The following is a 23,113-nucleotide window of genomic DNA, read 5'->3' on the forward strand; positions in this document are numbered from 1 at the left end:
CTGCTTATATAGCCCCACGCAAACCCTTCAAGTACGCGTATCGAACCTCCCTTTGCACTTTTTGCTCCTGAGTGCTCCTGCCCGACTGCCGCTTTAGCGAGGTCGGGTTTTTTTTGCGCCGAGTTTCTTCAAAAACCAAAAAGCTTTAATGTCGCGCCCATTCGAAACGAGGCGCGCATGGGCTATCTACTGGTTGTCACCCTGATTCAGGCATTTTCCTTCAGCTTGATTGGCGAATACCTCGCCGGTCACGTCGACAGTTACTTTGCGGTGCTGGTGCGCGTGGTGCTGGCCGGGCTGATCTTTATTCCGCTGACGCGCTGGCGCTCGGTGGAGCCCGCATTCATGCGCGGCATGTTGGTGATCGGTGCATTGCAGTTCGGCGTGACCTACGTATGCCTGTACCTGAGCTTTCGTGTGCTGACGGTGCCGGAAGTGCTGCTGTTCACCATCCTCACACCGCTGCATGTGACCCTGATCGAGGACGCGCTTAATCGTCGCTTCAATCCCTGGGCGCTTGTGGCGGCCCTGGTGGCGGTGGGGGGGGCGGCGGTGATTCGTTTCGATCAGATCACCCCGCATTTCCTGATGGGGTTCTTGCTGCTGCAATTGGCCAATTTCACCTACGCCGCCGGGCAAGTCATGTACAAGCACCTGGTGGCGCGTTACCCCAGTGATCAGCCGCACTTCCGGCGTTTCGGTTATTTCTACCTGGGCGCCTTGTTGGTGGTGTTGCCGGCGTTCCTGCTGTTCGGCAAGGCTGACTTCCTGCCGCAAGCGCCGCTGCAATGGGGTGTGCTGGTGTTCCTCGGGTTGGTCAGCACCGCGCTGGGCATGTACTGGTGGAACAAGGGCGCCTGCCTGGTCAATGGCGGCACCCTGGCGGTGATGAACAACCTGCATGTGCCGGTGGGGTTGCTGCTGAACCTGCTGATCTGGAACCAGCACGAACCGCTGGGCCGTTTGGCCCTGGGCGGCCTGGTGATTCTGGGGGCGGTTTGGATCAGCCGGCTGGGTGTGCGTCGGGCGGTGTCGTCCCCATCGTGATCACCACCTTGCCTTTGGCGCGGCCTTGTTCGACATAGTCCAGGGCCGCCGCTGTGGATTCGAACGGAAAGGTACGGTCGATAACCGGCCGGATACTGCCGGACTCGACCAGCGCGGTGATTTCATCCAGTTGTGCGCCACTGGCACGCATGAAGACAAACTCATAGCTCACGCCTTGCTTGCGTGCTTTCCTGCGGATACCGCTGCTCAACACACCCATGACCAGGCCCAATAACCAGGGCAGGTTCTGGGCGCGGGCGAAGGCGGGTGTCGGCGGCCCGGAGATGGAGATGAGCTGACCGCCGGGCTTGAGAATCTTCAGTGACTTGGCCAGCGCATCTGGGCCCAGGCTGTTCAGCACCACATCGTAATCCCGCAGCACGGCCTCGAAGGCTTGCTGTTTGTAGTCGATCACTACATCCGCGCCCAACGCCTTGACCCACTCGACATTGGCGGTGCTGGTGGTGGTGGCGACAAAAGCGCCCAAATGCTTGGCCAACTGAATGGCGATACTGCCCACTCCGCCTGAGCCCGCATGAATGAACACTTTCTGGCCTTTCTTCAGCTTCGCGGTTTCCACCAGCACCTGCCACGCCGTGAGCGCGACCAGGGGCAGGGCCGCGGCTTGCTCCATGGTGATGTTGTCGGGTTTGCGCGCCAGTGCGTCTTCGTGCACGGCAATCAACTCAGCGAAGGTGCCGATACGCTGCTGGGGCGGGCGGGCGTAGACTTCGTCCCCCGGCTTGAAGCGTCGTACCGCCGCGCCGACGCTGAGCACCACGCCGGCCAGGTCATTGCCGAGTGTCAACGGCATCGCATAGGGCAGGATCAGTTTGAATTCGCCCTTGGCGATCTTTGCATCCAGCACATTGACGCTGCTGGCCCGCACCTGAACCAGCACGTCATGCTCACCCACAACAGGCGCGGGGGCCTCGGTGAGGCGGCCGGGCTGTTTGCCGTACCGTTCGATGGAAAATGCCTTCATGGTTCAACGCTCGTTGCTTCGGTGAGAAGGGGCAGGCGCGCAGCACGCCTGCTACCGGTTGTTCAGGCGTTGGCCAGGTAACGCTCGGCAACCTGGGACTGCTTGATCTGTGCCAGCAAGCCTTGCCGCGCAGCCTGCAACGCGTCCCAACGGGCGCCGTCCTGCAACGGCGGAATGGTCACCGGCTCGCGGCGGTCAAAACCGACCAGCGCCGCGTCCACCAGATCACCTACTTCCATCACGTCCGTGAGGGTGTTGATATCAATGCCCGCACGCTCCCAGATCTCGGTACGCGTGGCAGCGGGCAGCACGGCTTGCACGTACACGCCTTTGGGCGCCAGTTCCAGGCTCATGCCTTGGGACAGGAACAGCACGAACGCCTTGGTCGCGCCGTACACCGTCATGCCGAATTCCGGGGCCAGGCCCACTACCGAGCCAATGTTGATGATAGCGCCGTTGCCGGCTGCCGCCAGGCGCGGGGCGATGGCACTGGCCAGGCGTACCAGAGCCGTGGTGTTGAGGGCGACCAACTGCGCGACGCTTTCGGTGGACTGTTCAATAAAACTGCCGGACTGCGCGGCGCCTGCATTATTGACTAGCGTGCCAATGCTGGCGTCATCGCGCAGGCGCGCTTCAACTGCGGCCAAGTCAGCGCTTTGGGTCAGGTCGGCCGGGAGGATATCAACGCTGACGGCGTGGTGCTTACGCAGCCTGGCGGCGAGCGCTTCCAGGCGCGTGATGTCACGGGCGACCAGTACGAGGTCGTGGCCGCGTGCGGCAAAGCGTTCGGCGTAGGCGGCGCCAATGCCGGTCGAAGCGCCAGTGATCAGAACGGTAGTGGAAGTGCTCATGGTGTGATGCTCTGTGAGTGCGAGGAGGTTTTATGATGTCGATCATAATCAAAGCTGTCAACGGTTTTGATTATGATCGACATCATAGTAATATGCCTATCTCGCAAGCTGGCAGGACCATACACATGAAGATCACCAAGGCGCAGTCACAGAGCAATCGGGCCCATATCGTCGAGACAGCTTCGGAGCTGTTCCGCGAGCGGGGTTTCGATGGGGTGGGCGTGGCCGAGTTGATGGCTGCGGCCGGTTTTACCCAAGGCGGCTTTTACAAGCACTTCGGTTCCAAGGCGGACTTGATGGCGGAAGCAGCCGCCAACAGTCTGGCGCAGTCACTGGCCGACAGCGCGGAGATGGAGGTGGAGCAGTTTTTCGAGGTTTACCTGTCCAGGCAGCACCGCGACCATCGCGGCGGCGGATGCACATTGGCGGCGTTGTGTGCCGATGCCGCCCGTCAATCGGACACGCTGAAGGCGACCTTTGCCGACGGTTTGGAAAATACCCTGCAGGCCCTGGAAGCAAAGTACAACGCAGCTCATGAGACGCCACAAGAAGGCGTGCGCGCGAAAATGCTCGACAGCATGGCCCATGCCATCGGCGCAATCATGCTGTCGCGGGCGTGCCCGGATGATTCCGCACTGGCCGATGAAGTGCTTGAGGTTTGCCGCAAGGAGATTACGGCGTCACTGCCGTAATCCCGTTTGCATCACCTCATGCCGTTTCGGCGACGGGTACCTGCGTGGCCCCGGCCAATGCCGGCAGCACGCCGGCGCGCAGGTCGTTGCCGCTCGGCTGCTGATACAGGCTCAGCCCGAACTCCGGCAACACCGCCAACAGATAATCGAAGATATCGCCCTGGATCCGCTCGTAATCGCCCCACGCCGTGGTGCGGGTAAAGCAGTAGATCTCCAGCGGCACGCCCTGGGCGGTGGTTTGCATCTGGCGCACCATGCAGGTCATGTTCGGCTGGATGTCCGGGTGGCTTTGCAGGTATGCCAGTGCGTAGGCGCGGAAGGTGCCGAGGTTGGTCATGCGCCGACGGTTGGCCGACAGTTGCGCGCTGTGGCCCTGAGCCTCGTTCCAGGCCTTGAGTTCGGCCTGCTTGCGGCTGATATAGCCGCTGAGCAAGTGCACCTGGGTCATGCGCACTTCCTCCTCGTCGTTCAGGAAGCGTACGCCGCTGGCGTCGATGTACAGGCTGCGCTTGATACGGCGCCCACCGGAGGCCTGCATGCCACGCCAGTTCTTGAACGACTCGGACATCAGGCGCCAGGTGGGGATGGAAACGATGGTCTTGTCGAAGTTCTGCACCTTCACCGTGTGCAGGGTGATGTCCACCACATCGCCATCGGCACCCACCTGGGGCATTTCGATCCAGTCACCGACGCGCAGCATGTCGTTGCTGGTCAATTGCACACTGGCGACGAACGACAGCAGCGTGTCCTTGTACACCAACAGAATCACCGCCGACATCGCACCCAGGCCCGACAGCAGCAACAGCGGCGAGCGGTCGATCAGGGTGGCGACGATGATGATCGCGCCGAACACGAACAGCACCATTTTCGCCAGTTGCACATAGCCCTTGATCGAGCGGGTGCGTGCGTGTTCGGTGCGTGCGTAGATATCCAGCAGCGCGTTGAGCAGGGCACTCATGGCCAAAACCATGAACAGAATGGTGATCGCCAGGGCGACGTTGCCGATAAACAGAATGGCGGTCTTGCTCAGGTCCGGCACCAGGTACAGGCCGAACTGGACCACCAGCGATGGCGTCATCTGCGCCAGGCGATGGAAGACTTTGTTATGCCGCAGGTCGTTCAGCCAGTGCAGGGCCGGCTGCCGGCCGAGCAATTTGACCGCGTGCAGGATGAGGTAACGGGCGACCCTTCCCACCACCAATGCCACCACCAGCAACACCAGCAAGCCTAGGCTGGAATGCAGGACCGGGTGTTCATCGAGGGCGCCCCAAAGGTCTTGGACGTTGAGCCAGAGCTGTTTGATATCCATGAGTGAACCGATTCTTCTGTAAGACAACACGGGGCGATTAGAGCATTTAAGTGCAACAAAGTTGACGCTCTGGACAAAATCGCTGACAAAAAAGCAGCTGATTAGCCCCGTTCGCGTAAAGAAACTCGGTTTGGGCGCCCGAAACCGGTAACCTATGCAGCTGATATTTTGTATTTCTTCGAGGTAGCACCCGTGTTTTCCCAATTCGCCCTGCACGAACGCCTGCTTAAAGCCGTGGCCGAGCTTAAATTTGTCGAGCCTACGCCTGTGCAAGCAGCGGCCATCCCGCTCGCGCTGCAAGGGCGTGACCTGCGGGTGACGGCGCAAACCGGCAGCGGCAAGACCGCCGCTTTCGTCCTTCCGGTACTTAACCGCCTGATCGGCCCGGCCAAAGTGCGCGTCAGCATCAAGACCCTGATCCTGCTGCCGACCCGCGAGCTGGCCCAGCAGACCCTGAAGGAAGTCGAGCGCTTCTCGCAGTTCACCTTCATCAAGTCCGGCATCATTACCGGTGGCGAAGACTTCAAGGTCCAGGCCGCGATGTTGCGCAAGGTACCGGACATCCTGATCGGCACCCCAGGGCGCATGATCGAGCAGCTCAACGCTGGCAACCTCGACCTCAAGGAAGTCGAAGTGCTGGTGCTCGACGAAGCCGACCGCATGCTCGACATGGGCTTTGCCGATGATGTGCAACGTCTGGTCGGTGAGTGCGTCAACCGCCAGCAGACCATGCTGTTCTCCGCCACCACCGGTGGTTCGACCCTGCGCGATATGGTCGCCAAGGTGCTGAACAACCCTGAGCACTTGCAGGTCAACAACGTCAGCGACCTGAACGCCACCACGCGTCAGCAGATCGTCACCGCTGACCATAACGTGCACAAAGAACAGATCCTGAACTGGTTGTTGGCCAACGAGACCTACCAGAAGGCCATCGTGTTCACCAACACCCGTGCCGCCGCCGACCGTATCTACGGGCGCCTGGTTGCGCAGGAATACAAGGCGTTCGTGCTGCACGGCGAGAAAGACCAGAAGGACCGCAAGCTGGCCATCGACCGTCTCAAGGCGGGCGGCGTGAAGATCCTGGTGGCCACCGATGTTGCCGCACGCGGTCTCGACGTGGACGGCCTGGACCTGGTGATCAACTTCGACATGCCCCGCAGCGGCGACGAATACGTGCACCGTATCGGCCGTACCGGACGGGCCGGCAACGATGGCCTGGCTATCTCGCTGATCTGCCACGGCGACTGGAACCTGATGTCGAGCATCGAACGCTACCTGAAGCAGTCGTTCGAGCGCCGCACCATCAAGGAAGTCAAAGGCACGTACACCGGGCCGAAGAAGGTCAAGGCGTCGGGCAAGGCCGTTGGCGTGAAGAAGAAAAAGACCGACGCCAAGGGCGACAAGAAGAAAACCGGCGCCAAGTCGCCGACCAAGCGCAAGATCGCCAACCGGCCGAAGACCGACAACCTGTCGCTCGTCAGCAAGGACGGCATGGCGCCGCTCAAGCGCCGCAAGCCAGAAGCTCCGGCTGCCGAATAAGCAGTTGGGCATAAAAAAACCGGACAATGTCCGGTTTTTTTTCGCCATGATCGTTCCCACGCTCCGCGTGGGAATGCCTCCAGAGACGCTCTGCGTCGCGTTGTGCTCAATGCTTCCGCGCAGCCTCTCTGAGCTCCTTGAGCCGCGCATCGATCAACTGGCACTTGTCGGGAAACTTGGCGCTTTCAGTATCCAGGTCCATCTTCTGCAACTCGTCATTCATCTCCTTGGCCTTGTTCGGGCTCTGCTCGGTGAGCTTGGTCACTTCCTTGGCCAGCTCCTCGCGCTTGGCCGTGGCCTCCTCAGGCGTGCAGGCCCAGGCGGGCAGGGTGCTCAACAGCGTGGCGGCGAGGGTCAGCTTCATCAAGGTTTTCATGGTCGGACTTCCTTGGCAGTGATGTGCAGTTGAGGCGGCGAACCTCTGGAAAGTTCAGAGAAATGACGCCCGTCCGTTCGGTTGAACGGCCAGTGCCGGAACGTGTCACTCCCTTAGACGGGCTAACTCCATCGGCCTGCAGGAGGAATCAGGATGACGACTTACAATTGGGATCTGATCGAACGTCTGCTGCATGAAGTGCAGAACGGCGAAGGCAGCTTTGCCCCGCGCAAATACGCCGAACAAGAAGCGGCCGAGAAGGCGACGGCCGGCGAGGACACTGGCAACCTGGACGCACTCAAGAAGACCGCTGCCGATTACGAGGCGCTGCTGTTCAAGCGTGGCTTTATCGAGTCGCGGCCTGAGGAAGAGGGCGGCAATGGCGAGAATTTCATTCTGACGGCGCTGGGTGCGCAATTGCTGGCGCTGATCGACAGTTCGATTCCGGGCAATGATCATCCACGTCAGGTGTTGGATGAGCAGGAGGACGCGCTTGATCCGGCAACGTTCGCTGAAGTGGCCTCCAAAGCGCAGATCGCCTGATCTTCTTGTGCCCCGGCGCCCCCGAGGGAGCCGGGTGAACCTGTCGAATCGGTAATCTGTCGCTAAGGTTGCTGACAGCCGGCGACTCCTAATCTGCTGCCATTCAACTCACGGACTTGAATCGGCATGCACTCCACAACCTCCAGACGCACATTCGTCAAAGGCCTGGCCGCAGGCGGCCTGCTGGGTGGGCTCGGGCTTTGGCGCCCACCTGTGTGGGCACTGACCAGCCCCGGCCAGCCCACGGTGCTCGCCGGCAGCGAATTTGACCTGTTTATTGACCAGACTCCCGTCAACCTGACCGGCCGTGCGCGCACCGCGTTGACCGTCAACGGCAGCCTGCCCGGCCCGCTGTTACGCTGGCGCGAAGGCGACACCGTGACCCTGCGCGTGAAAAACCGTCTTGGCGAGCCCACCTCGATCCACTGGCACGGCATCCTGTTGCCATCGACCATGGACGGCGTGCCCGGCCTGAGCTTCAAGGGCATCGAACCGGGCGGCCTTTACGTTTACCAATTCAAGGTCAAGCAGCACGGCACCTACTGGTACCACAGCCATTCCGGGCTTCAGGAGCAGCAGGGCGTGTACGGCCCGCTGGTTATCGATCCCAAGGAACCCGAGCCTTATAGCTACCAGCGCGATTACGTGGTGATGCTGTCGGACTGGACCGACGAAGACCCCATCGCCCTGATGAAGACCCTCAAGAAGCAGTCTGATTACTACAACCTGCACAAACCCACCCTGGGCGATTTTATCCGGGATGTGGGCAAGCAGGGCTGGTCGGCCACGGCTGCCGACCGGCTGATGTGGGCGCAAATGAAGATGAGCCCCACCGACCTTGCGGACGTCAGCGGTGAGACCTACACCTACTTGCTCAACGGCCAGACGCCTGGGCAGAACTGGGCCGGAGTGTTCAAGACGGGGGAAACGATTCGCCTGCGTTTTATCAATGGTTCGGCGATGACCTATTTTGATGTGCGCATTCCAGGGTTGAAGATGACCGTCATCGCCGCGGATGGCCAGCCGGTAAAGCCGGTAAGCGTCGACGAGTTCCGTATCGCCGTGGCGGAAACCTACGATGTGCTGGTCGAGCCTGTGGCAGAGGCCTACACCCTGTTTGCCCAGTCCATGGACCGCACAGGCTATGCCCGTGGCACCCTCGCCCGGCAGATGGGTGCGACCGCCTCAGTACCGCCGCTTGATCCGCGCCCGTGGCTGACGATGGATGACATGGGCATGGGCGGCATGGACCACGGTGCCATGGCCGATATGCCGGGCATGGAAGGCATGGATCACAGCGCCATGGGCGCGATGGCGATGCAGAAACACCCCGCCAGCGAGCAGAACAACCCGCTGGTAGACATGCAGGCGATGAACCCGATGCCCAAGCTGGACGACCCTGGAATCGGCCTGCGCAACAATGGCCGCCGGGTGCTCACCTATGCCGACCTGCGCAGTACCTTTGAAGACCCCGATGGCCGCGATCCCTCGCGCACCGTCGAATTGCATCTCACCGGGCATATGGAAAAGTTCGCCTGGTCGTTCAATGGCGTGAAGTTTTCCGATGCCGAGCCTTTGCAACTGACTTATGGCGAGCGTGTGCGGGTGGTGCTGGTCAACGACACCATGATGGCCCACCCGATTCACCTGCATGGCTTATGGAGCGACCTGGAGGACGAAAACGGCCAGTTCCAGGTGCGCAAACATACGGTCGACATGCCACCGGGCTCCCGGCGCAGTTACCGCGTCACCGCTGATGCCTTGGGGCGCTGGGCCTATCACTGCCACCTGCTGTACCACATGGAAATGGGCATGTTCCGCGAGGTGCGCGTGCATGAATAAGGAAGCGAGCATGAACCGTTGCGTCTCGTCCCTGTGCATCGCCTTCGCCACGCTGGGTTTCGCCCCATGGGCGTTGGCGGCCGAGGATGAATTTCAGGGCATGAGCCCGGCGACGCCAGCGCTGACGCAAAGCCGTACGCCGATTCCGACGCTGACCGACGCAGAGCGCGCAGCGGTGTACAACGCGCCGGGAGGGCATCAGGTGCACGACAGCGGCGTGAACTCGATGCTGCTGGTCAACCAGTTGGAATGGCAGGGCGGCGACGGCAACGCGCAGAGTTGGGACATCAAGGGTTGGGTCGGCGGTGACATCGACCGGCTGTGGCTACGCAGTGAAGGCGAACGCAGCGCCGGCCGCACTGAAAGCGCCGAAGCCCAAGCGTTATGGGGGCACGCTATCGGCCCGTGGTGGGACGTGGTCGGCGGCGTGCGTCAGGACTTCAAGCCCGGTGCCAGCCAGAGCTGGGCGGCCTTTGGCCTACAAGGCATGGCGCTCTACAACTTCGAGGCCGAAGCCACGTTGTTTGTCGGCGAATCGGGGCATACGGCCGCACGCCTTGAGGGTGACTACGACATTCTGCTCACCAATCGCCTGATCCTGCAGCCCACCGCCGAACTCAATTTTTATGCGCAGAACGATCCGCAACGCGGCGTTGGTTCGGGCTTGGCGGAAAGTGAGCTGGGCTTGCGTTTGCGCTACGAAGTTCGCCGCGAGCTTGCGCCTTATGTCGGGCTCAGCTGGAACCGCACTTATGGCCAGACCGCGCAATACGCACGGGACGAAGGCGAAGACGTTAACCAACTGCACTGGGTGGTTGGCGTGCGCCTATGGTTCTGACCGCAAGCATCCATCAAGACTGTGCGCTTTTCAGGCATTTAAGCGCCTGGAAGTCGCTGCGGACCTTGTCGATTTTCTGGGTGAGTTTCAGGCGCTGCGCTGGGGAGCTTTGGGCCATCACGTCCACGAGCAAACTGCGCGCGGCGGCTTCGGTCTGTGCGTAGGCGGCGCGGTATTGCGGGGTCCACAGGCTTTCGCGATCCACCAGCAGTTGCTGGATTTTCTGCGGGAAATCGGCATTGTGGCGTTGTTGCAGCGCCTCGATAAATTGCGCCTGCCAATGGGCGCGGTTGCCGATCCACGCTTGGTTTTGCGCGCCCAACTCGGCCGACCAGGCCGTGACGCGGTTTTGCTGGCCTGGGCTCAACGGGCCGATCCAGGCGTCCAGGCGCTTGCTCATACGCTCGGCGCGTTCCTTGATTTGTTGAGCCAGCGGCGGCTTGAGGTATTCGTCCTGGCGTTTGCGCAGGTCCTTGGCCAGGGCATCGCTCATGTCCTTGACCTGCTGATCGTCCAGGCCTTGCAGCAATTGCACGGCTGAGGGCGTGATTTCCCGCGCAATCTCGGCAATTGCCTGTTTGGCTTCGACTGTACGGGTTTGCAATGCGGCGTCGGTGACCTGGTTGCTGTCGACCATCTGTTGCAGGCGGTCGAGCCAGTCCAGGTAGCCAGGCAATTGCGTGGTGCAGTGCCAGGCCAGGTGTTCCTTGAGGGTGTCGTTGAACCAGCTCTTTTGCCCGGCATTCATGTCCAGGTAGTCGTTGAGGGTCCAGGGGATGATCACGTCGAGGTTACGGTAGGCCAGGCCCACGCGATTGCAGCCGGCGAGCACCAGGCTCAGGGTCAGCAGTAGCATCAGGAGTTTGAGCCGGCGCAACATGGGCAGGTCCTTGCATGGAGGGCGTTAATACATGTGAACCTGCGCGGGGTGCGACAGTTCAGCCCATCAATAAAACGACCGCGCGGCCTTCAAGGTCAACAGCCCATCACATTGCGAATTGTGTCCGGAGTAGGCCGAGCAGTCACTGCCGCTGAGGCTGGAGCCGCTGTAGATCAGGTCCAGGTCAATGCCTTTCCAGGCCCGGGAAAACTGCACCGACCAATCGCTGAAACTGCTGATGGCGCCGTTCTCTACCGAGACCGGTGTGCCCAGTTGATGGGTGGTGTATTTCATGCTGACGCCGATGCCGAAAGGCTGGGTGCCGCCCAGGTCTGCAAACAGGGTACTGTCCTGGCGGTCGGGGTCGTTGCTGAAAGACACGCCAAAGCGGTTGCCCAACAGGTTCAGCCCGCCGTAGAACTCCTGGCTGTCGAGGGGGCTGAGCTTGGGGTAGCTGTAGTGGATCAAGCCGACTTCATAGCCCAGGGTCTGGTCGAACGGACGCTTGAAGCCCATGTAGGAGTCGACTTCAAGGTTATTGGCCGACGACAGGCCCATGTTCGGGGAAAACTGGCCGAAATACAGGCCGCTGTCGTGGGTAAGGTCCAGGCCTCCGTGGAACGAGTCGCTGCCAGGGGCGGTCGGCTTGACAAGGCCCTGGGCCATGGTGCGGCTGGGGGTTGTACCTAATTTCAGGTCGAAGTCACCCAATTCGCGCTGGAAGATATGCGCTTCGGCCAAAGGGCTGGCGACCAGGATGCTGACCACGAAAATACAGCGTTTAAGCATGCTTCACTCCATGAAAAGCGAGGAGCAGTAACGGAAAGATTCAGGCAGATGCCCGTGCTAGACGTGTGCAAGGATACCGGCGAATGCCAGGCATTGAGGCCCGTTCGTCGATTAGCTGCGTATTGAGGGTGTCGGGAGGGGGTGGCAACTCTAGTCCTAGCGCCTCGAAGGCAAGACGCTTAGGGACCAGATGCAGTGCGCGGGTATGACTATTACTTCTTGCCCAGGCTGATCTGCTTGGACGGGCCGAAAGTCTGGCCGCTCACGCCCTTGGCAATTTGCTGGATTTCGCCGCCGGACTTGAGGAACGCAGCAATCTGGCTATTGATCGATTCGCTGGTTTCAACGGCGGGAGCTGGCTTTGCTTTGCTGTTGGATGCTTTTACACGCATGGCGGCCACTAACCTGTAGAAAATTAACTTGGCCAGCTATCGTACAGGAAATACTTGACAATTGCTTGGCAAATATCCCTCGAGAATAAGTGCTCGCGGCTGGAAATAGCCGAAGTTCAGCGCTGAAATAAAGCGCTAACTTACTGTTTTAGCTGGAAACCCAAGGCTTGTGGACACGCTGATGGCCTGCTCAAAGTGAACCGAACGATCAGACGAGTGGGGCGATGCCACTGGAACGCCATGCCAGCCCGCGATTTTTCAGGCGTGTGCGCGTGCAGGGCACAACTCGGGTAGAATGCCGCCCACGCAATGAGGGTATTGGAAATGGCTTTAGTCGGGCGCTACAACAGCTTGCAAGTGGTCAAGCACACTAACTTTGGTTTGTACCTCGATGGTGCGCAAGATGGGGAAATCCTCTTGCCTAATCGGTATATCCCTAAAGATATTCCCAGTGAAGATGAAGACTGGCTCAACGTTTTCATTTATCTGGACAGCGATGACAAACTTATCGCCACCACCGAAAAGCCCAAAGTTCAAGTCGGTGAATTCGCCAGTTTGAAAGTTGTGGAAGTCAACAGCATTGGCGTCTTCCTTGATTGGGGTTTGCCCAAGGATCTGCTGCTGCCTTATTCGGAAGAAAAACGCCAGATGACCGCGGGTGAATATTGCGTGGTGCACGTCTACCTCGACAAGCACACCAAGCGCATCACCGCCACCGCTCGCCTTGACCGTTACCTGGACAAGACGCCGGCCAACTACCAGGTGGGCCAGGAAGTCGACCTGCTGGTGGCCGAAGCCACTGACATGGGCTTCAAGGCGATCATCAACAACAAGCACTGGGGCTTGATCCACAAGAACGAAGTGTTCAAGTTCCTGCGCCCGGGCAAGGAAGAGAAGGGCTTTATCAAAGAGATCCGCGCCGATGGCAACATCAGCCTGAGCCTGCAGCCGGTGGGCCAGGAAGCGGCCTCCAGCCTGAACTCGAAGATCCTCGCCAAGTTGCGCGACAACAATGGCAGCCTGCCGGTCAGCGACAAAAGCGACCCGGCGGTGATCAGTAACTTGTTCGGCGTGAGCAAGGGCAACTTCAAGAAGGCCATTGGTGCGCTCTACAAGCAGGGCCAGATCGTGATTCATGCGGATCGCATTGAACTAAGCTGAGTACGCTTCGCTCTCCTGTAGGAGCGAGCTTGTTGTGGCGAGCGAGCTTGCTCCCGCTCGACTGCGTAGCAGTCGCAAGCTTTTTTGGGGGCGCTTCGCACCCCAACGCAAGCAAGCTTGCTCGCCACAACAAGCTTGCCTTCACAGTAGGGCTTGCTCATGTCAAGAAAGTCGTTGTATGCCTACCTCGGTACCTTGCTCGCCTTCCTGGTCCTCGACGGCCTTTGGCTCGGTGTGCTCATGGGGCCCACCTACAAATCCCTGCTTGGCGCGCTGATGCTTGATCAGCCACGCCTGTTGCCTGCCGTATTGTTCTATCTCCTGTACGTCCTCGGTTGCGTGGTGCTGGTTATCTTGCCCAGCGCCAGTTGGCAGCGCGCTGCGCGTTTGGGCGCCTTGCTTGGCCTGGTGGCCTACGGCACCTATGACCTGAGCAACTGGGCCACGCTTCAAGGCTGGTCCGCTGGGTTGGCGCTGATGGACATGGCGTGGGGCACGTGCCTAACCGCCATTTGCTGCACTGTTGGCCATTTGTGTGCAAATCGGCCGTGGCGGTAGAGGGTGGTTGATCAGTACTGAACCGGCTAATAACAACCCGGTACCGGCAACGACCAACGCCGGTTGCAGGCCGCCACTGAGATGGCTGCTGACCGATGCCAACAGGGGGCCGCTCAATTGGCCGACGGCGAAGCTGGCGGTCAACAACCCCGTGCTGCGTTGGTAGCCATGGGGCGCGACCTCCCTTAATCGCGCCATCACCAACTGCATGCAGGCCAGAAATGGCGCACCGCACAGTAAAACGCCCAACGCCAAGCCCCAGCCATTGCCGAACAGGCAGGCGAACACCCCTGCCGCTTGCAGCCATAAAGTCGCCATCAGCCAGCGACGGGTGGTGTTCGGGTGCTTGCGGCGCAGGCTGGCCACCCCCACTCCCAGCGCGGCCGCCAGGCCAAAGCAGGGCCAGAACAAGTCGGCCTGCCAGGCCCCGTGGAATTGTGCGCTGGCCATTTGCGACAGAAAGGTCGCCGGGATGATGTAGCCCAGGCCGTACAAGAAATAGATACAGCACAAGTGCGCGATGCTGCCGTTGCTCCCCGCGCTGGTGGGCTGTGTCACGGTGAGGGTCGGCTTGGGTAGAAACGGCAGGATCGCCAGCAACATCACCAGCGCCACCGTCCCGTAGATCAACCACAGCGCGGCAGAGCTTTGCCCCGATAGGTTCGACACCAGCGCCAGCAGCCCCGTCAGCACAATCCCCAACCCCGGCCCAGCAAACACCAGCGCACCCAGGCGCGGGCGGCCGGCGGCAATCGCCAGTGGCTGGCTCAGGCTGGTAATCATCACCAGGGCCCAGGCACTGGCGACCCCGGTGCCGAAACGCAGCAACAAATGCGGCCAGAACCCGTTAGCCCAGTAGGACGCCAGGGTCAGCAATACGCACAACCACAGCCCGCCGTAGAGGCGCCCGCGCACATGCTGATGGCTGCGGGCAAAGATCGAGTCCACCGCGCCGACAAAATAGCCCAGGTAATTGGCGGCTGCGATCAGGCCGGCGCCGGTCAGGTCGATCTGGCCTTCACTGAGCAAATGCGGCATTTGCGGAGTCAGGGCGAAGCGGCCAATGCCCATGGCCATCATCAGGGCGACGAAGCTGGCGAGTAAACGAATCAGCGGGGACATGGTCAGGTTTCCTGCAAAGAAGCGAATGCCTTGCAGGCTAAGACGGATTGACTTTCTGTAAAATTGAATAATAGTGAGTAACTTGTTCAGTTTTGGAGAAAGTAATGGAGTTCAGTCAATTGCGCATTTTCCAGGCCGTGGCGGAAGAGGGCTCCATCACCCGCGCCGCTGAGCGCCTGCACCGCGTTCCCTCAAATCTGTCGACCCGGCTTAAACAAATGGAAGAGCAACTGGGTGTCGATCTGTTCGTGCGCGAGCGCCAGCGTTTGCAGCTTTCTCCGGCAGGCAAGGTACTACTGGACTACAGCACCCGCCTGCTGGCGCTGCACGATGAAGCCCACGGCGCCGTACAAGGCGGGCAACCGGCTGGTGATTTCGTATTGGGCAGCATGTACAGCACCGCCGCGGTTCATTTGCCGAAGCTGCTGGCGCGCTATCACAAGACTTACCCCATGGTGAATCTGCAGGTGCAGTCGGCGCCCAGCGGGGAGTTGCTGGAAGGGCTGATTACCGGGCGCCTGGACGCAGCCTTCGTCGACGGCCCTCTGACCATCGCCACCCTGGATGGCGTACCGCTGTGCGAAGAGCGCCTGGTGCTGATTTGCGAGGCCGATCATCCGCCGGTGCGTGGCCCCCAGGATGTGGCGGGCCGTGCAGTATTCACGTTCCGGCGCAGTTGCGCCTACCGCACGCGCCTGGAAACCTGGTTTTCCCATGAGCGTGTGGCGATGGGGCGGGCGATCGAGATCGAGTCCTACCAAGGCATGCTCGCCTGCGTGATCGCAGGTTCCGGCGTGGCGTTGATGTCTGAGTCCATGCTCGCCAGCCTGCCCGGCAAGGACAGCGTGTCCGTTCATCCGCTGACTGGGCCTTTTGCCACTGCGACCACCTGGCTGATGTGGCGAAAGGGCATGCTCGGCGCTAACCTCAATGCATGGATCGACCTGCAGCAAGACGGCAACCCGCGATGCGTGCAAGACACACGTGCCATTGCTTGAACGATCCGTCAGGATTCGGATCAATTCAGTAATAGTTCGTTGTGGTTTCCTTCAAGCATTACCTAGGACTTAGGGCTACTATCACTGTAGGAAACGGCGACAGAACTCACGCCGGCCAGCACTACCCTCAAAGGGGGCAATCATGAAAGAGAAAATCCAAAACTGGCTCCACGACCTCGGCGTTGCATTGGGCTTGATCGAGCCTCCGCTGCAACCGGTGCCGATTCGCACGGATGACGAGCAACGTCGGCCACGTCGCCGCTAATCACGCGGTCTAAAAAATGTGGGAGCGGGCTTGCTCGCGAATAGGGTGTATCAGCCAAAATAAGGTTGAATGACACACCACTTTCGCGAGCAAGCCCGCTCCCACAGTTGTTTTGCACCAGGCGAAAAAAACGGGCGCGACCTCCGACGTCGCGCCCGCTGAAGAAAATATCCCCGTCCCTGTTATAGCTCAAACCACCGCAGCCGCCACCTTGGCCAGCCGACGCGACAGCAAACTCACCAGTACAAAGCTCACCAGCGCCACCGCCAGGCTGTAGTAGATCGGCGTATTTGCATCCAACCCATCCTTGAACATAAATACCAGCGCGGTCACAAAGCCCAGGCTCATGGACGTGATTGCGCCCGAGGTGGTCGCGCGCTTCCAGAAGATCGCGCCGATCAAGGGCACCAACATACCGCCCACCAACAGGTTATAGGCCAGGGTCAGGGCGCTGATCACATCGTTCACCACCAATGCGATACCCAGCACGGCAACGCCGGTCAACAGGGTGAACAGGCGGTTGATGCGCAGGCTCGACGCCTTGCCGCCGCGCAGGCGGGGCAGCAGGTCTTCGGTCAATACGGTGGAGGCGGCGAGCAGTCCGGCGCTGGCGGTGGACATCATGGCGGCCAGCGCGGCGGCGATGACCAGGCCGCGAATGCCGTCCGGCAGCGAAGCTTTGACGATCGCGGCGAAGGCATTGTTGACGTTGTCCAGGTCCGGGATCAGCACATGGGCAGCCATGCCGATCAGCGCACAGGCCAGGCCGTACAGGATGCAATAGAAGCCGGCAAAAGTGCCTGCGTACTGGGCGACCTTTTCGTCACGGGCGGTGAAGACCCGTTGCCAGATATCCTGGCCGATCAGGATGCCGAAGAAGTAGATCATGAAGTAGGTGATGATCGTGTCCCAGCCGATAGCGGTGAAGCTGAAGCTCGACGCCGGCAGTTTGGCCACCAGTTCATCCCAGCCACCGACGCGGTACAGGCAGATCGGCAACAGTATGAACATCAGGCCGACGGTCTTGATCACGAATTGCACAATATCAGTGAGGGTCAGCGACCACATGCCACCGATGGTCGAATACACCACCACCACGCCGCCGCCCACCAGTACCGACATCCAGAACGGCAGGTCGAACAGCACTTGCAGCACGGTGCCGATGGCCAGGATCGAGGTCACGCCGATCATGAGCGCATAGGCCAGCATGATCACCGCGCTGGCCTGGCGGGCCATGGGGTTGTAGCGTTTTTCCAGGACCTGGGTGACGGTGAAGATTTTCAGCTTCAACAGGGGCTTGGCCAGGAACAGGTTCAGGGCAATGATGCCCGCGCCGAGCGCGGCGCACAGCCAGAAACCCGAAATACCATGCACATACCCCAGGCGCACGGTGCCGACGGTGGAGGCACCGCCCAGCACCGTGGCGGCCATGGTGCCCATGTACAGCGATGGGCCGAGGTTGCGGCCGGCGACCAGGTAGTCTTCGTGGGTCTTGGCGCGACGCATGCCGTAGTAGCCGAGCACCAGCATGCCGGCGGCGTAGATGAGTACGACGAATAAATCCAAAGCCATGACGGCGGTTCTCCGATTATATTTTTTATGGGCGATCAGGCGGCAGCTGGCTCGGTAAACACGCGAGCGAAAGTCAGGTACATCGTTGTCGGGGATCTGTGCGACCCCCTTGGTTGTGAGTGTGAAGACGCGGTTTTTATCGTTCGCAGCGCGTTCGCCTCATCAGCGATGCGCGACGCCAGGCAGTACGCAGAGCATCTCGTACAGCAAGTTGGCGCCCAGCAACGAGGTATTGCCGGTGGTGTCGTAAGGCGGCGAAACTTCTACCAGGTCGCAACCAATCAGATCGAGGCCCTGGCAGCCACGGATGATTTCGATGGCCTGGATGGTGGTCAGCCCGCCGATTTCCGGGGTGCCGGTGCCGGGTGCCCAGGCGGGGTCGATGCCGTCGATGTCGAAGCTCAGGTACACCGGGCCGCCGCCGACTTTTTCTCGCACTTCGGCCATCAGCGGCGCGAGGGAGTGATGCCAGCATTCTTCGGCCTGGACCACGCGGAAGCCTTGCTTGCGGCTCCAGTTGAAGTCTTCGGCGGTATATCCCTGGGCGCGCAGGCCGATCTGCACCACGCGGTCGCAATCGAGCAAGCCTTCTTCCACGGCGCGGCGGAAGGTGGTGCCGTGGGCAATTTTCTCGCCGAACATATGGTCGTTGACGTCGGCGTGGGCATCGATGTGCACCAGCCCGACCTTGCCATGTTTTTTGTGGATCGCCCGCAGGATCGGCAGGGTGATGGTGTGGTCGCCACCCAGGGTCAGGGGGATGGCGTCGTGCTCGAGGATCTCGTCGTAGGCCTCTTCGATGATGCGCACCGCGTCGAGCAGGTTAAAGGTATTGATCGCCACGTCGCCGATATCGGCCACCGACAGTGAGTCGAACGGTGCGGCGCCGGTGGCCATGTTGTAGGGACGGATCATCACCGACTCGGCGCGGATTTCCCGTGGGCCGAAGCGCGTACCGGCGCGCAGCGAGGTGCCGATATCCAGAGGCACGCCGACGAAGGCGGCGTCCAGGCCCTTGGCGGTTTGCAGGTGGGGAAGACGCATCATGGTGGCGATGCCGGCGAAGCGCGGCATTTCGTTGCCGCCCAGTGGTTGGTGGAAAATCTTGTCCACGGGATTGCCTCATCGTTGTTTTGTTTATTGATGGCCGATTCTGCGAAAAGCCTGGCTTAGGAAGAATCGGCAGAGGCAAATACTTAGTTCAGATTTTTCTAAACTAAAGCCTGAGTTAAACTCCCTGATCCCTGTAGGAGCGAGCTTGCTCGCGAAAAACGTCAACGATGATGCGCAGCCCCAGAATGTACGCGGCGTCCTCAGGTTTTTCGCGAGCAAGCTCGCTCCTACAGTTGATCGTTCCCACGCTCTGCGTGGGGATGCATCCTGTGATGCTCTGCGTCACGCTTCACTGGAGCCCCCATGGCCAACGCCTTGCCCGACCTGAAACTCCTGCGCATCTTCGTCAGCGTCGTGCGCCACCAAGGGTTTGCCAACGCCCAGCATGAGCTCAACCTGTCGACGTCGGCCATCAGCACCTACATGAGCCAACTCGAGTCAGCCTTGGGCCTGGTGCTGTGCCATCGTGGCCGTGGCGGCTTCAGCCTGACCAGCAAGGGTGAGCTGTTTCATCAGGAAACCCTGCGCCTGTTGGGCGAACTCGAAGGTTTCGAGCAATACGCCGCTGCGTTGAAAGGCGAATTGCGCGGCACCCTCAAGCTCGGAGTGCTCGACTCCACCGTCAGCGACAAGGCCTTGCCGTTCGCCGAAGTGATTGGCGCCTACAGCCTGGAGCACCCGGCAGTGCATTTGCACCTGTCGGTGATGAGCCCCTACGAATTGCAACTGGGGGTGCAGGACAACCGCCTGGACCTGGCCATCGGTGCGTTTTCCAACCGCATGAGCGGGCTGGTCTACATGCCGCTGTACCGCGAACAGCACTGGTTGTATTGCAGCACCCGGCACCCATTGTTCAACGAGCGGCGCATCCCGGAACAAGTGATCACCCAGCAACGCATGGTCGGGCGGGGTTACTGGAGCCAGGCGGAGTTGGCGCGCCACGGCTTCAAGCACAGCGCTGCCACGGTGGAAAGTATGGAGGCGCAACTGATTCTGGTGCTGTCGGGCGCTTATATTGGCTACCTGCCCGAACACTACGCCCAGGCCTGGGCTGACAAGGGCGACCTGCGCGTTTTGCTGCCGGCCACCTTCGGCTACCAGGCGCCGTTTTCGCTGATCATGCGCCGTGGTCGTAGCCGCGAGCCCCTGATCCAGACCTTCCGCGATTTGCTCAAGACCCAGCTCAACCAGGCCTGAAAACACCATGTCCCGACCCCATTGCCCGCGCTGCCTGCGCCCGACCACGCACTGCCTGTGTGCGCTGATCCCCCACCTCGACAGCCGCACCCGCGTGTTGCTGTTGCAGCACCCGAGCGAGGTCGGCCATGCGCTCAATACTGCGCGGTTGGCGGCGTTGGGCCTGAACAACGCGCAGTTGGTGGTGGGGGAGGTGTTTGATGACCTTGCGACGCTATTGAACCCGCCTGGCTATCGGGCACGCCTGTTGTTTCCGGCGGATGACGCCGAGCCGCTGCACGCCTACGCACCTGACGATCAGCCACTGCTGTTGGTGGTTCCCGATGGCACCTGGCGCAAGGCGCGCAAACTGCTGCACCTCAACCCTTTGCTGGCGGCATTGCCCCGGGTGACGTTGGCTGAAGGCAGCGTTTCCCGCTATCGCTTGCGCAAGGCGCCGGGGCCTGGCGCCTTGTCGACGGTCGAAGCGATCACGCAAGCGTTGCAGGTATTGGAAGCGCCGACGTCCTTCGAGCCACTGCTCAAACCCTTTGAAGCGCTGATCGAAGGGCAGATTGCTGCGATGGGCGATGAAGTATTCCAGCGCAACCATGGCGACCCGACATAAACCCGGCTTATGCCTTTAAGCCATAAGCACCACACTTTGCGTGATATGGCCCGCCGGCCTTTCCCGGTATGATGTGCGCCCCGCAGTCTGGATTGCGAATACGCCATGACCTTGCAGTACCCAACAATCGCCGATTGTGTCGGCAACACGCCCCTGGTCCGCTTGCAACGCATGGCGGGTGAAACCAGCAATACCCTGTTGCTCAAACTCGAGGGCAACAACCCGGCCGGCTCGGTCAAAGACCGCCCGGCGCTGTCGATGATCGCCCGCGCCGAGTTGCGTGGGCAGATCCAACCCGGCGACACCCTGATCGAAGCCACCTCGGGTAACACCGGGATCGCCCTGGCCATGGCCGCAGCGATCAAGGGTTACAAGATGGTGCTGATCATGCCCGACAACGGCAGCGCCGAGCGCAAGGCGGCGATGACCGCCTATGGCGCCCAGCTGATCCTGGTGACCCAGGAAGAAGGCATGGAAGGCGCCCGTGATCTTGCCGAGCGCATGGCCGCCGAAGGCCGTGGCGTGGTGCTCGATCAGTTCGCCAATGGCGACAACCCCGAGGCGCACTACACCAGCACCGGCCCGGAGATCTGGCGCCAGACCCAGGGCACCATCACTCACTTCGTCAGCTCCATGGGCACCACCGGTACCATCATGGGCAACTCGCGCTACCTCAAGGAGCAGAACCCGGCGATCCAGATCGTCGGCCTGCAACCGATGGAAGGCGCGGCCATCCCGGGTATTCGTCGTTGGCCCGAAGAGTATTTGCCGAAGATCTACAACGCGACGCGGGTAGACCGCATCATCGACATGGCCCAGCGCGAAGCCGAAGACACCACGCGCCGCCTGGCCCGTGAAGAGGGCATCTTCTGCGGCGTGTCCTCCGGTGGCGCCGTGGCCGGTATGTTGCGCTTGTCCAAAGAAGTGGAAAACGCGGTGATCGTCGCGATCATCTGTGACCGAGGCGACCGTTACCTGTCGACCGGCATTTTCGACGAACCCAACTGATGGCCAAGCACGAGAGAGGCCTGCGCTTCCAACCGACGGGCGGCAGCCGGGCCCCACAGATACCCGTGGGCAAGAAACAGCGCCTGACCATCGAGCGTCTGGCCAATGATGGCCGGGGCATCGTGTTCTTTGAAGGCCGCACCTGGTTTGTGAACGGTGCGTTGGCCGGCGAAGAGGTGGAAGCACGGGTGTTGGGCGCCCATGGCAAAGTGGTCGAGGCGCGCACCGAGCGGGTGTTCCAGGCCAGCGAGTTGCGTCGCCCGGCACCCTGCGCCCATGTTGGCCGCTGCGGCGGTTGCAGCGTGCAGCACCTGCCCCATGAAGAACAACTTGCCCTGAAACAGCGCATGCTTGCCGAGCAATTGTCCCGGGTGGCCGGTGTCGAGCCACAGGAGTGGGCAGCGCCGTTGAGCGGGCCGGAGTTCGGTTATCGGCGCCGCGCCCGTGTGGCCGTACGTTGGGACGCCAAGGCAAAGAAACTCGAAGTGGGTTTTCGCGCCGTGGCCAGTCAGGACATCGTCGCTATCGATGATTGCCCGGTGCTGGTACAGGCCTTGCAACCGATCATGCAGCGTTTGCCAACGATGCTGCGTCGCTTGAGTAAACCGCAGGCGTTGGGGCATGTCGAGTTGTTCAGCGGTTCGTCCATCGCCGTGTTGCTGCGGCATATGGCGCCGTTGTCCGAGGCTGACCTGCAGATCCTCAAGGAATTCTGCACCTTCCATGACGCCCAATTGTGGCTGCACGGGGAAGGGCAGCCGGAGCCCGTCGAGCCGGGTCAGGCCTTGGGCTTCCGTTTGGAGGCGTGGGATCTGGAGCTGGCGTACCGGCCGGGCGACTTTGTGCAGGTCAACGCCGGGGTCAACCAGGCGATGGTCGCCCAAGCGCTGCAATGGCTGGCGCCACAAGCCGACGAACGGGTACTGGACCTGTTTTGCGGCCTGGGCAACTTCGCCCTGCCACTGGCTCGCCACGTACGCGAAGTGGTGGCGGTGGAGGGCGTACAGGCCATGGTGGACCGTGCGGCCCTCAATGCCGTCAGCAACCATTTGCATAACGCACAGTTTTTTCAGGCCGATTTGTCCCAGCCTTTGACCGACGCAGAATGGGCCAAACAGGGCTTTTCTGCGGTACTCTTGGACCCACCCCGCGATGGTGCCCTGGAGGTTGTGCGCAAACTTGCAGCCTTGGGGGCCAAGCGCCTGGTGTATGTGTCCTGCAACCCAGCCACGCTGGCGCGGGACACGGTTGAGTTGGTCAAGCAAGGCTACCGGCTAAAGCGTGCCGGGATCCTCGACATGTTTCCGCAGACCGCGCATGTCGAGGCCATGGCGTTATTTGAAGCGGGCTAGGATGCCCGTTTAATCCGACTGGCCTGCGTTCTCCAGGGCCTGAACACTGCCACGGAGCTCGCAGTAAAGTCGGCGAT

Annotated in this window: 24 protein-coding genes and 1 pseudogene; 15 read left to right on the forward strand and 10 right to left on the reverse strand. The window is 60.9% G+C overall.

Features of this window, described 5'->3' with window-relative positions:
- The first annotated feature begins 177 nt into the window (after positions 1-177).
- Positions 178-1,047: a carboxylate/amino acid/amine transporter gene (locus BT204_RS16010; protein ID WP_034128297.1), complete on the forward strand. Its 870-nt coding sequence runs from the start codon at positions 178-180 to the stop codon at positions 1,045-1,047.
- On the opposite strand, the gene BT204_RS16015 is transcribed toward BT204_RS16010, so the two are convergent.
- Positions 1,004-2,032: an NADP-dependent oxidoreductase gene (locus BT204_RS16015; protein WP_054897837.1), complete on the reverse strand. Its 1,029-nt coding sequence runs from the start codon at positions 2,030-2,032 to the stop codon at positions 1,004-1,006. The genes BT204_RS16010 and BT204_RS16015 overlap by 44 nt on opposite strands.
- A 62-nt stretch (positions 2,033-2,094) precedes the next feature.
- Positions 2,095-2,883 (reverse strand): SDR family NAD(P)-dependent oxidoreductase, encoded by a 789-nt coding sequence (locus BT204_RS16020; protein ID WP_072447460.1) that lies wholly within the window; start codon positions 2,881-2,883, stop codon positions 2,095-2,097.
- Between the two features lie 125 nt (positions 2,884-3,008).
- Here BT204_RS16020 and BT204_RS16025 point away from each other — a divergent pair, with 125 nt between their 5' ends.
- Positions 3,009-3,575, forward strand: a complete 567-nt coding sequence (locus BT204_RS16025; RefSeq protein WP_072447462.1) for a TetR/AcrR family transcriptional regulator — start codon at positions 3,009-3,011, stop codon at positions 3,573-3,575.
- A gap of 16 nt (positions 3,576-3,591) precedes the next feature.
- Here the strand turns inward: BT204_RS16025 and BT204_RS16030 are convergent, their stop codons facing one another.
- Complete coding sequence (locus BT204_RS16030) at positions 3,592-4,884, reverse strand: mechanosensitive ion channel family protein (RefSeq protein ID WP_034128301.1); 1,293 nt, start codon at positions 4,882-4,884, stop codon at positions 3,592-3,594.
- A 192-nt stretch (positions 4,885-5,076) separates the two neighbouring features.
- On the opposite strand from BT204_RS16030, the gene BT204_RS16035 reads away from it, so the two are divergent.
- On the forward strand, positions 5,077-6,423 hold the full coding sequence (locus BT204_RS16035) for a DEAD/DEAH box helicase (protein WP_003193110.1): 1,347 nt from the start codon (positions 5,077-5,079) through the stop codon (positions 6,421-6,423).
- Between the two features lie 106 nt (positions 6,424-6,529).
- On the opposite strand, the gene BT204_RS16040 is transcribed toward BT204_RS16035, so the two are convergent.
- Positions 6,530-6,799, reverse strand: a complete 270-nt coding sequence (locus BT204_RS16040; RefSeq protein ID WP_072447464.1) for a hypothetical protein — start codon at positions 6,797-6,799, stop codon at positions 6,530-6,532.
- A 153-nt stretch (positions 6,800-6,952) separates the two neighbouring features.
- On the opposite strand from BT204_RS16040, the gene BT204_RS16045 reads away from it, so the two are divergent.
- The 3 genes from BT204_RS16045 to BT204_RS16055 all read left to right on the forward strand — a co-directional run bounded on the left by BT204_RS16045 (position 6,953) and on the right by BT204_RS16055 (position 10,022).
- Positions 6,953-7,342: a hypothetical protein gene (locus BT204_RS16045; protein WP_034128303.1), complete on the forward strand. Its 390-nt coding sequence runs from the start codon at positions 6,953-6,955 to the stop codon at positions 7,340-7,342.
- A 126-nt stretch (positions 7,343-7,468) separates the two neighbouring features.
- On the forward strand, positions 7,469-9,184 hold the full coding sequence (locus BT204_RS16050) for a copper resistance system multicopper oxidase (protein ID WP_054920224.1): 1,716 nt from the start codon (positions 7,469-7,471) through the stop codon (positions 9,182-9,184).
- A 10-nt stretch (positions 9,185-9,194) separates the two neighbouring features.
- Positions 9,195-10,022 carry a copper resistance protein B gene (locus BT204_RS16055; protein ID WP_072447465.1) on the forward strand — a complete coding sequence of 276 codons (828 nt, stop codon included), beginning with the start codon at positions 9,195-9,197 and terminating at the stop codon, positions 10,020-10,022.
- A 13-nt stretch (positions 10,023-10,035) separates the two neighbouring features.
- Here BT204_RS16055 and BT204_RS16060 read toward each other — a convergent pair whose 3' ends face one another.
- From BT204_RS16060 to BT204_RS16070, 3 genes are all read right to left on the reverse strand, one after another.
- Complete coding sequence (locus tag BT204_RS16060; protein ID WP_072447467.1) at positions 10,036-10,902, reverse strand: DUF6279 family lipoprotein; 867 nt, start codon at positions 10,900-10,902, stop codon at positions 10,036-10,038.
- A 66-nt stretch (positions 10,903-10,968) separates the two neighbouring features.
- Positions 10,969-11,691 carry a TorF family putative porin gene (locus BT204_RS16065; protein WP_057976196.1) on the reverse strand — a complete coding sequence of 241 codons (723 nt, stop codon included), beginning with the start codon at positions 11,689-11,691 and terminating at the stop codon, positions 10,969-10,971.
- 212 nt (positions 11,692-11,903) lie between these two features.
- Entirely contained in the window at positions 11,904-12,083 is a 180-nt protein-coding gene (locus BT204_RS16070) for a hypothetical protein (RefSeq protein WP_003193095.1), read from the reverse strand.
- A 324-nt stretch (positions 12,084-12,407) separates the two neighbouring features.
- Between BT204_RS16070 and BT204_RS16075 the strand changes: the two genes are divergently transcribed.
- Positions 12,408-13,244 carry a CvfB family protein gene (locus tag BT204_RS16075; protein WP_054897831.1) on the forward strand — a complete coding sequence of 279 codons (837 nt, stop codon included), beginning with the start codon at positions 12,408-12,410 and terminating at the stop codon, positions 13,242-13,244.
- 159 nt (positions 13,245-13,403) lie between these two features.
- Positions 13,404-13,802: a DUF2177 family protein gene (locus tag BT204_RS16080; RefSeq protein WP_072447469.1), complete on the forward strand. Its 399-nt coding sequence runs from the start codon at positions 13,404-13,406 to the stop codon at positions 13,800-13,802.
- Here the strand turns inward: BT204_RS16080 and BT204_RS16085 are convergent.
- On the reverse strand, positions 13,746-14,924 hold the full coding sequence (locus tag BT204_RS16085; protein ID WP_054897829.1) for an MFS transporter: 1,179 nt from the start codon (positions 14,922-14,924) through the stop codon (positions 13,746-13,748). The genes BT204_RS16080 and BT204_RS16085 overlap by 57 nt on opposite strands.
- A gap of 104 nt (positions 14,925-15,028) precedes the next feature.
- Here BT204_RS16085 and BT204_RS16090 point away from each other — a divergent pair, with 104 nt between their 5' ends.
- Together BT204_RS16090 and BT204_RS28295 are read left to right on the forward strand one after the other, a co-directional pair.
- Positions 15,029-15,922 (forward strand): putrescine utilization regulator PtrR, encoded by an 894-nt coding sequence (locus tag BT204_RS16090; protein ID WP_069557109.1) that lies wholly within the window; start codon positions 15,029-15,031, stop codon positions 15,920-15,922.
- A gap of 142 nt (positions 15,923-16,064) precedes the next feature.
- On the forward strand, positions 16,065-16,187 hold the full coding sequence (locus BT204_RS28295) for a PA1414 family protein (protein WP_003193089.1): 123 nt from the start codon (positions 16,065-16,067) through the stop codon (positions 16,185-16,187).
- Positions 16,188-16,376: 189 nt separating this feature from the next.
- On the opposite strand, the gene BT204_RS16095 is transcribed toward BT204_RS28295, so the two are convergent.
- Both BT204_RS16095 and speB read right to left on the reverse strand, forming a co-directional pair.
- Positions 16,377-17,759, reverse strand: a complete 1,383-nt coding sequence (locus BT204_RS16095) for a sodium:solute symporter family protein (RefSeq protein ID WP_072447471.1) — start codon at positions 17,757-17,759, stop codon at positions 16,377-16,379.
- A 162-nt stretch (positions 17,760-17,921) separates the two neighbouring features.
- The gene (speB, locus tag BT204_RS16100) at positions 17,922-18,872 is read right to left on the reverse strand and encodes an agmatinase (RefSeq protein WP_034128315.1); all 951 of its coding nucleotides are present in this window, start codon (positions 18,870-18,872) and stop codon (positions 17,922-17,924) included.
- 124 nt (positions 18,873-18,996) lie between these two features.
- On the opposite strand from speB, the pseudogene BT204_RS28170 reads away from it, so the two are divergent.
- The 5 genes and pseudogenes from BT204_RS28170 to rlmD all read left to right on the forward strand — a co-directional run.
- A pseudogene (locus tag BT204_RS28170) lies at positions 18,997-19,107 on the forward strand (outer membrane lipoprotein carrier protein LolA); the annotation flags it as partial.
- 68 nt (positions 19,108-19,175) lie between these two features.
- Positions 19,176-20,069 carry a LysR family transcriptional regulator gene (locus BT204_RS16105; RefSeq protein WP_034128316.1) on the forward strand — a complete coding sequence of 298 codons (894 nt, stop codon included), beginning with the start codon at positions 19,176-19,178 and terminating at the stop codon, positions 20,067-20,069.
- 7 nt (positions 20,070-20,076) lie between these two features.
- The gene (locus BT204_RS16110) at positions 20,077-20,676 is read left to right on the forward strand and encodes a tRNA-uridine aminocarboxypropyltransferase (protein ID WP_072447473.1); all 600 of its coding nucleotides are present in this window, start codon (positions 20,077-20,079) and stop codon (positions 20,674-20,676) included.
- A 105-nt stretch (positions 20,677-20,781) separates the two neighbouring features.
- Complete coding sequence (gene cysM / locus BT204_RS16115) at positions 20,782-21,684, forward strand: cysteine synthase CysM (protein ID WP_034128318.1); 903 nt, start codon at positions 20,782-20,784, stop codon at positions 21,682-21,684.
- Positions 21,684-23,036 carry a 23S rRNA (uracil(1939)-C(5))-methyltransferase RlmD gene (gene rlmD / locus BT204_RS16120; RefSeq protein ID WP_034128319.1) on the forward strand — a complete coding sequence of 451 codons (1,353 nt, stop codon included), beginning with the start codon at positions 21,684-21,686 and terminating at the stop codon, positions 23,034-23,036. Before cysM ends, rlmD begins: the two co-directional genes overlap by 1 nt.
- The last annotated feature ends 77 nt before the right edge of the window (positions 23,037-23,113 follow it).

It is taken from the genome of Pseudomonas sp. NFPP02 (assembly GCF_900119355.1).
Taxonomy (GTDB): domain Bacteria; phylum Pseudomonadota; class Gammaproteobacteria; order Pseudomonadales; family Pseudomonadaceae; genus Aquipseudomonas; species Aquipseudomonas paracarnis.

Bases quoted from the DNA above. Each gene is read 5' to 3' on its own strand.
- BT204_RS16010 (WP_034128297.1), top strand. From the start codon at position 178: ATGGGCTATCTACTGGTTGTCACCCTGATTCAGGCATTTTCCTTCAGC.
- BT204_RS16015 (WP_054897837.1), bottom strand. From the start codon at position 2,032: ATGAAGGCATTTTCCATCGAACGGTACGGCAAACAGCCCGGCCGCCTC.
- BT204_RS16020 (WP_072447460.1), bottom strand. From the start codon at position 2,883: ATGAGCACTTCCACTACCGTTCTGATCACTGGCGCTTCGACCGGCATT.
- BT204_RS16025 (WP_072447462.1), top strand. From the start codon at position 3,009: ATGAAGATCACCAAGGCGCAGTCACAGAGCAATCGGGCCCATATCGTC.
- BT204_RS16030 (WP_034128301.1), bottom strand. From the start codon at position 4,884: ATGGATATCAAACAGCTCTGGCTCAACGTCCAAGACCTTTGGGGCGCC.
- BT204_RS16040 (WP_072447464.1), bottom strand. From the start codon at position 6,799: ATGAAAACCTTGATGAAGCTGACCCTCGCCGCCACGCTGTTGAGCACC.
- BT204_RS16045 (WP_034128303.1), top strand. From the start codon at position 6,953: ATGACGACTTACAATTGGGATCTGATCGAACGTCTGCTGCATGAAGTG.
- BT204_RS16050 (WP_054920224.1), top strand. From the start codon at position 7,469: ATGCACTCCACAACCTCCAGACGCACATTCGTCAAAGGCCTGGCCGCA.
- BT204_RS16055 (WP_072447465.1), top strand. From the start codon at position 9,195: ATGAACCGTTGCGTCTCGTCCCTGTGCATCGCCTTCGCCACGCTGGGT.
- BT204_RS16060 (WP_072447467.1), bottom strand. From the start codon at position 10,902: ATGTTGCGCCGGCTCAAACTCCTGATGCTACTGCTGACCCTGAGCCTG.
- BT204_RS16065 (WP_057976196.1), bottom strand. From the start codon at position 11,691: ATGCTTAAACGCTGTATTTTCGTGGTCAGCATCCTGGTCGCCAGCCCT.
- BT204_RS16070 (WP_003193095.1), bottom strand. From the start codon at position 12,083: ATGCGTGTAAAAGCATCCAACAGCAAAGCAAAGCCAGCTCCCGCCGTT.
- BT204_RS16075 (WP_054897831.1), top strand. From the start codon at position 12,408: ATGGCTTTAGTCGGGCGCTACAACAGCTTGCAAGTGGTCAAGCACACT.
- BT204_RS16080 (WP_072447469.1), top strand. From the start codon at position 13,404: ATGTCAAGAAAGTCGTTGTATGCCTACCTCGGTACCTTGCTCGCCTTC.
- BT204_RS16085 (WP_054897829.1), bottom strand. From the start codon at position 14,924: ATGTCCCCGCTGATTCGTTTACTCGCCAGCTTCGTCGCCCTGATGATG.
- BT204_RS16090 (WP_069557109.1), top strand. From the start codon at position 15,029: ATGGAGTTCAGTCAATTGCGCATTTTCCAGGCCGTGGCGGAAGAGGGC.
- BT204_RS28295 (WP_003193089.1), top strand. From the start codon at position 16,065: ATGAAAGAGAAAATCCAAAACTGGCTCCACGACCTCGGCGTTGCATTG.
- BT204_RS16095 (WP_072447471.1), bottom strand. From the start codon at position 17,759: ATGGCTTTGGATTTATTCGTCGTACTCATCTACGCCGCCGGCATGCTG.
- BT204_RS16105 (WP_034128316.1), top strand. From the start codon at position 19,176: ATGGCCAACGCCTTGCCCGACCTGAAACTCCTGCGCATCTTCGTCAGC.
- BT204_RS16110 (WP_072447473.1), top strand. From the start codon at position 20,077: ATGTCCCGACCCCATTGCCCGCGCTGCCTGCGCCCGACCACGCACTGC.
- cysM (WP_034128318.1), top strand. From the start codon at position 20,782: ATGACCTTGCAGTACCCAACAATCGCCGATTGTGTCGGCAACACGCCC.
- rlmD (WP_034128319.1), top strand. From the start codon at position 21,684: ATGGCCAAGCACGAGAGAGGCCTGCGCTTCCAACCGACGGGCGGCAGC.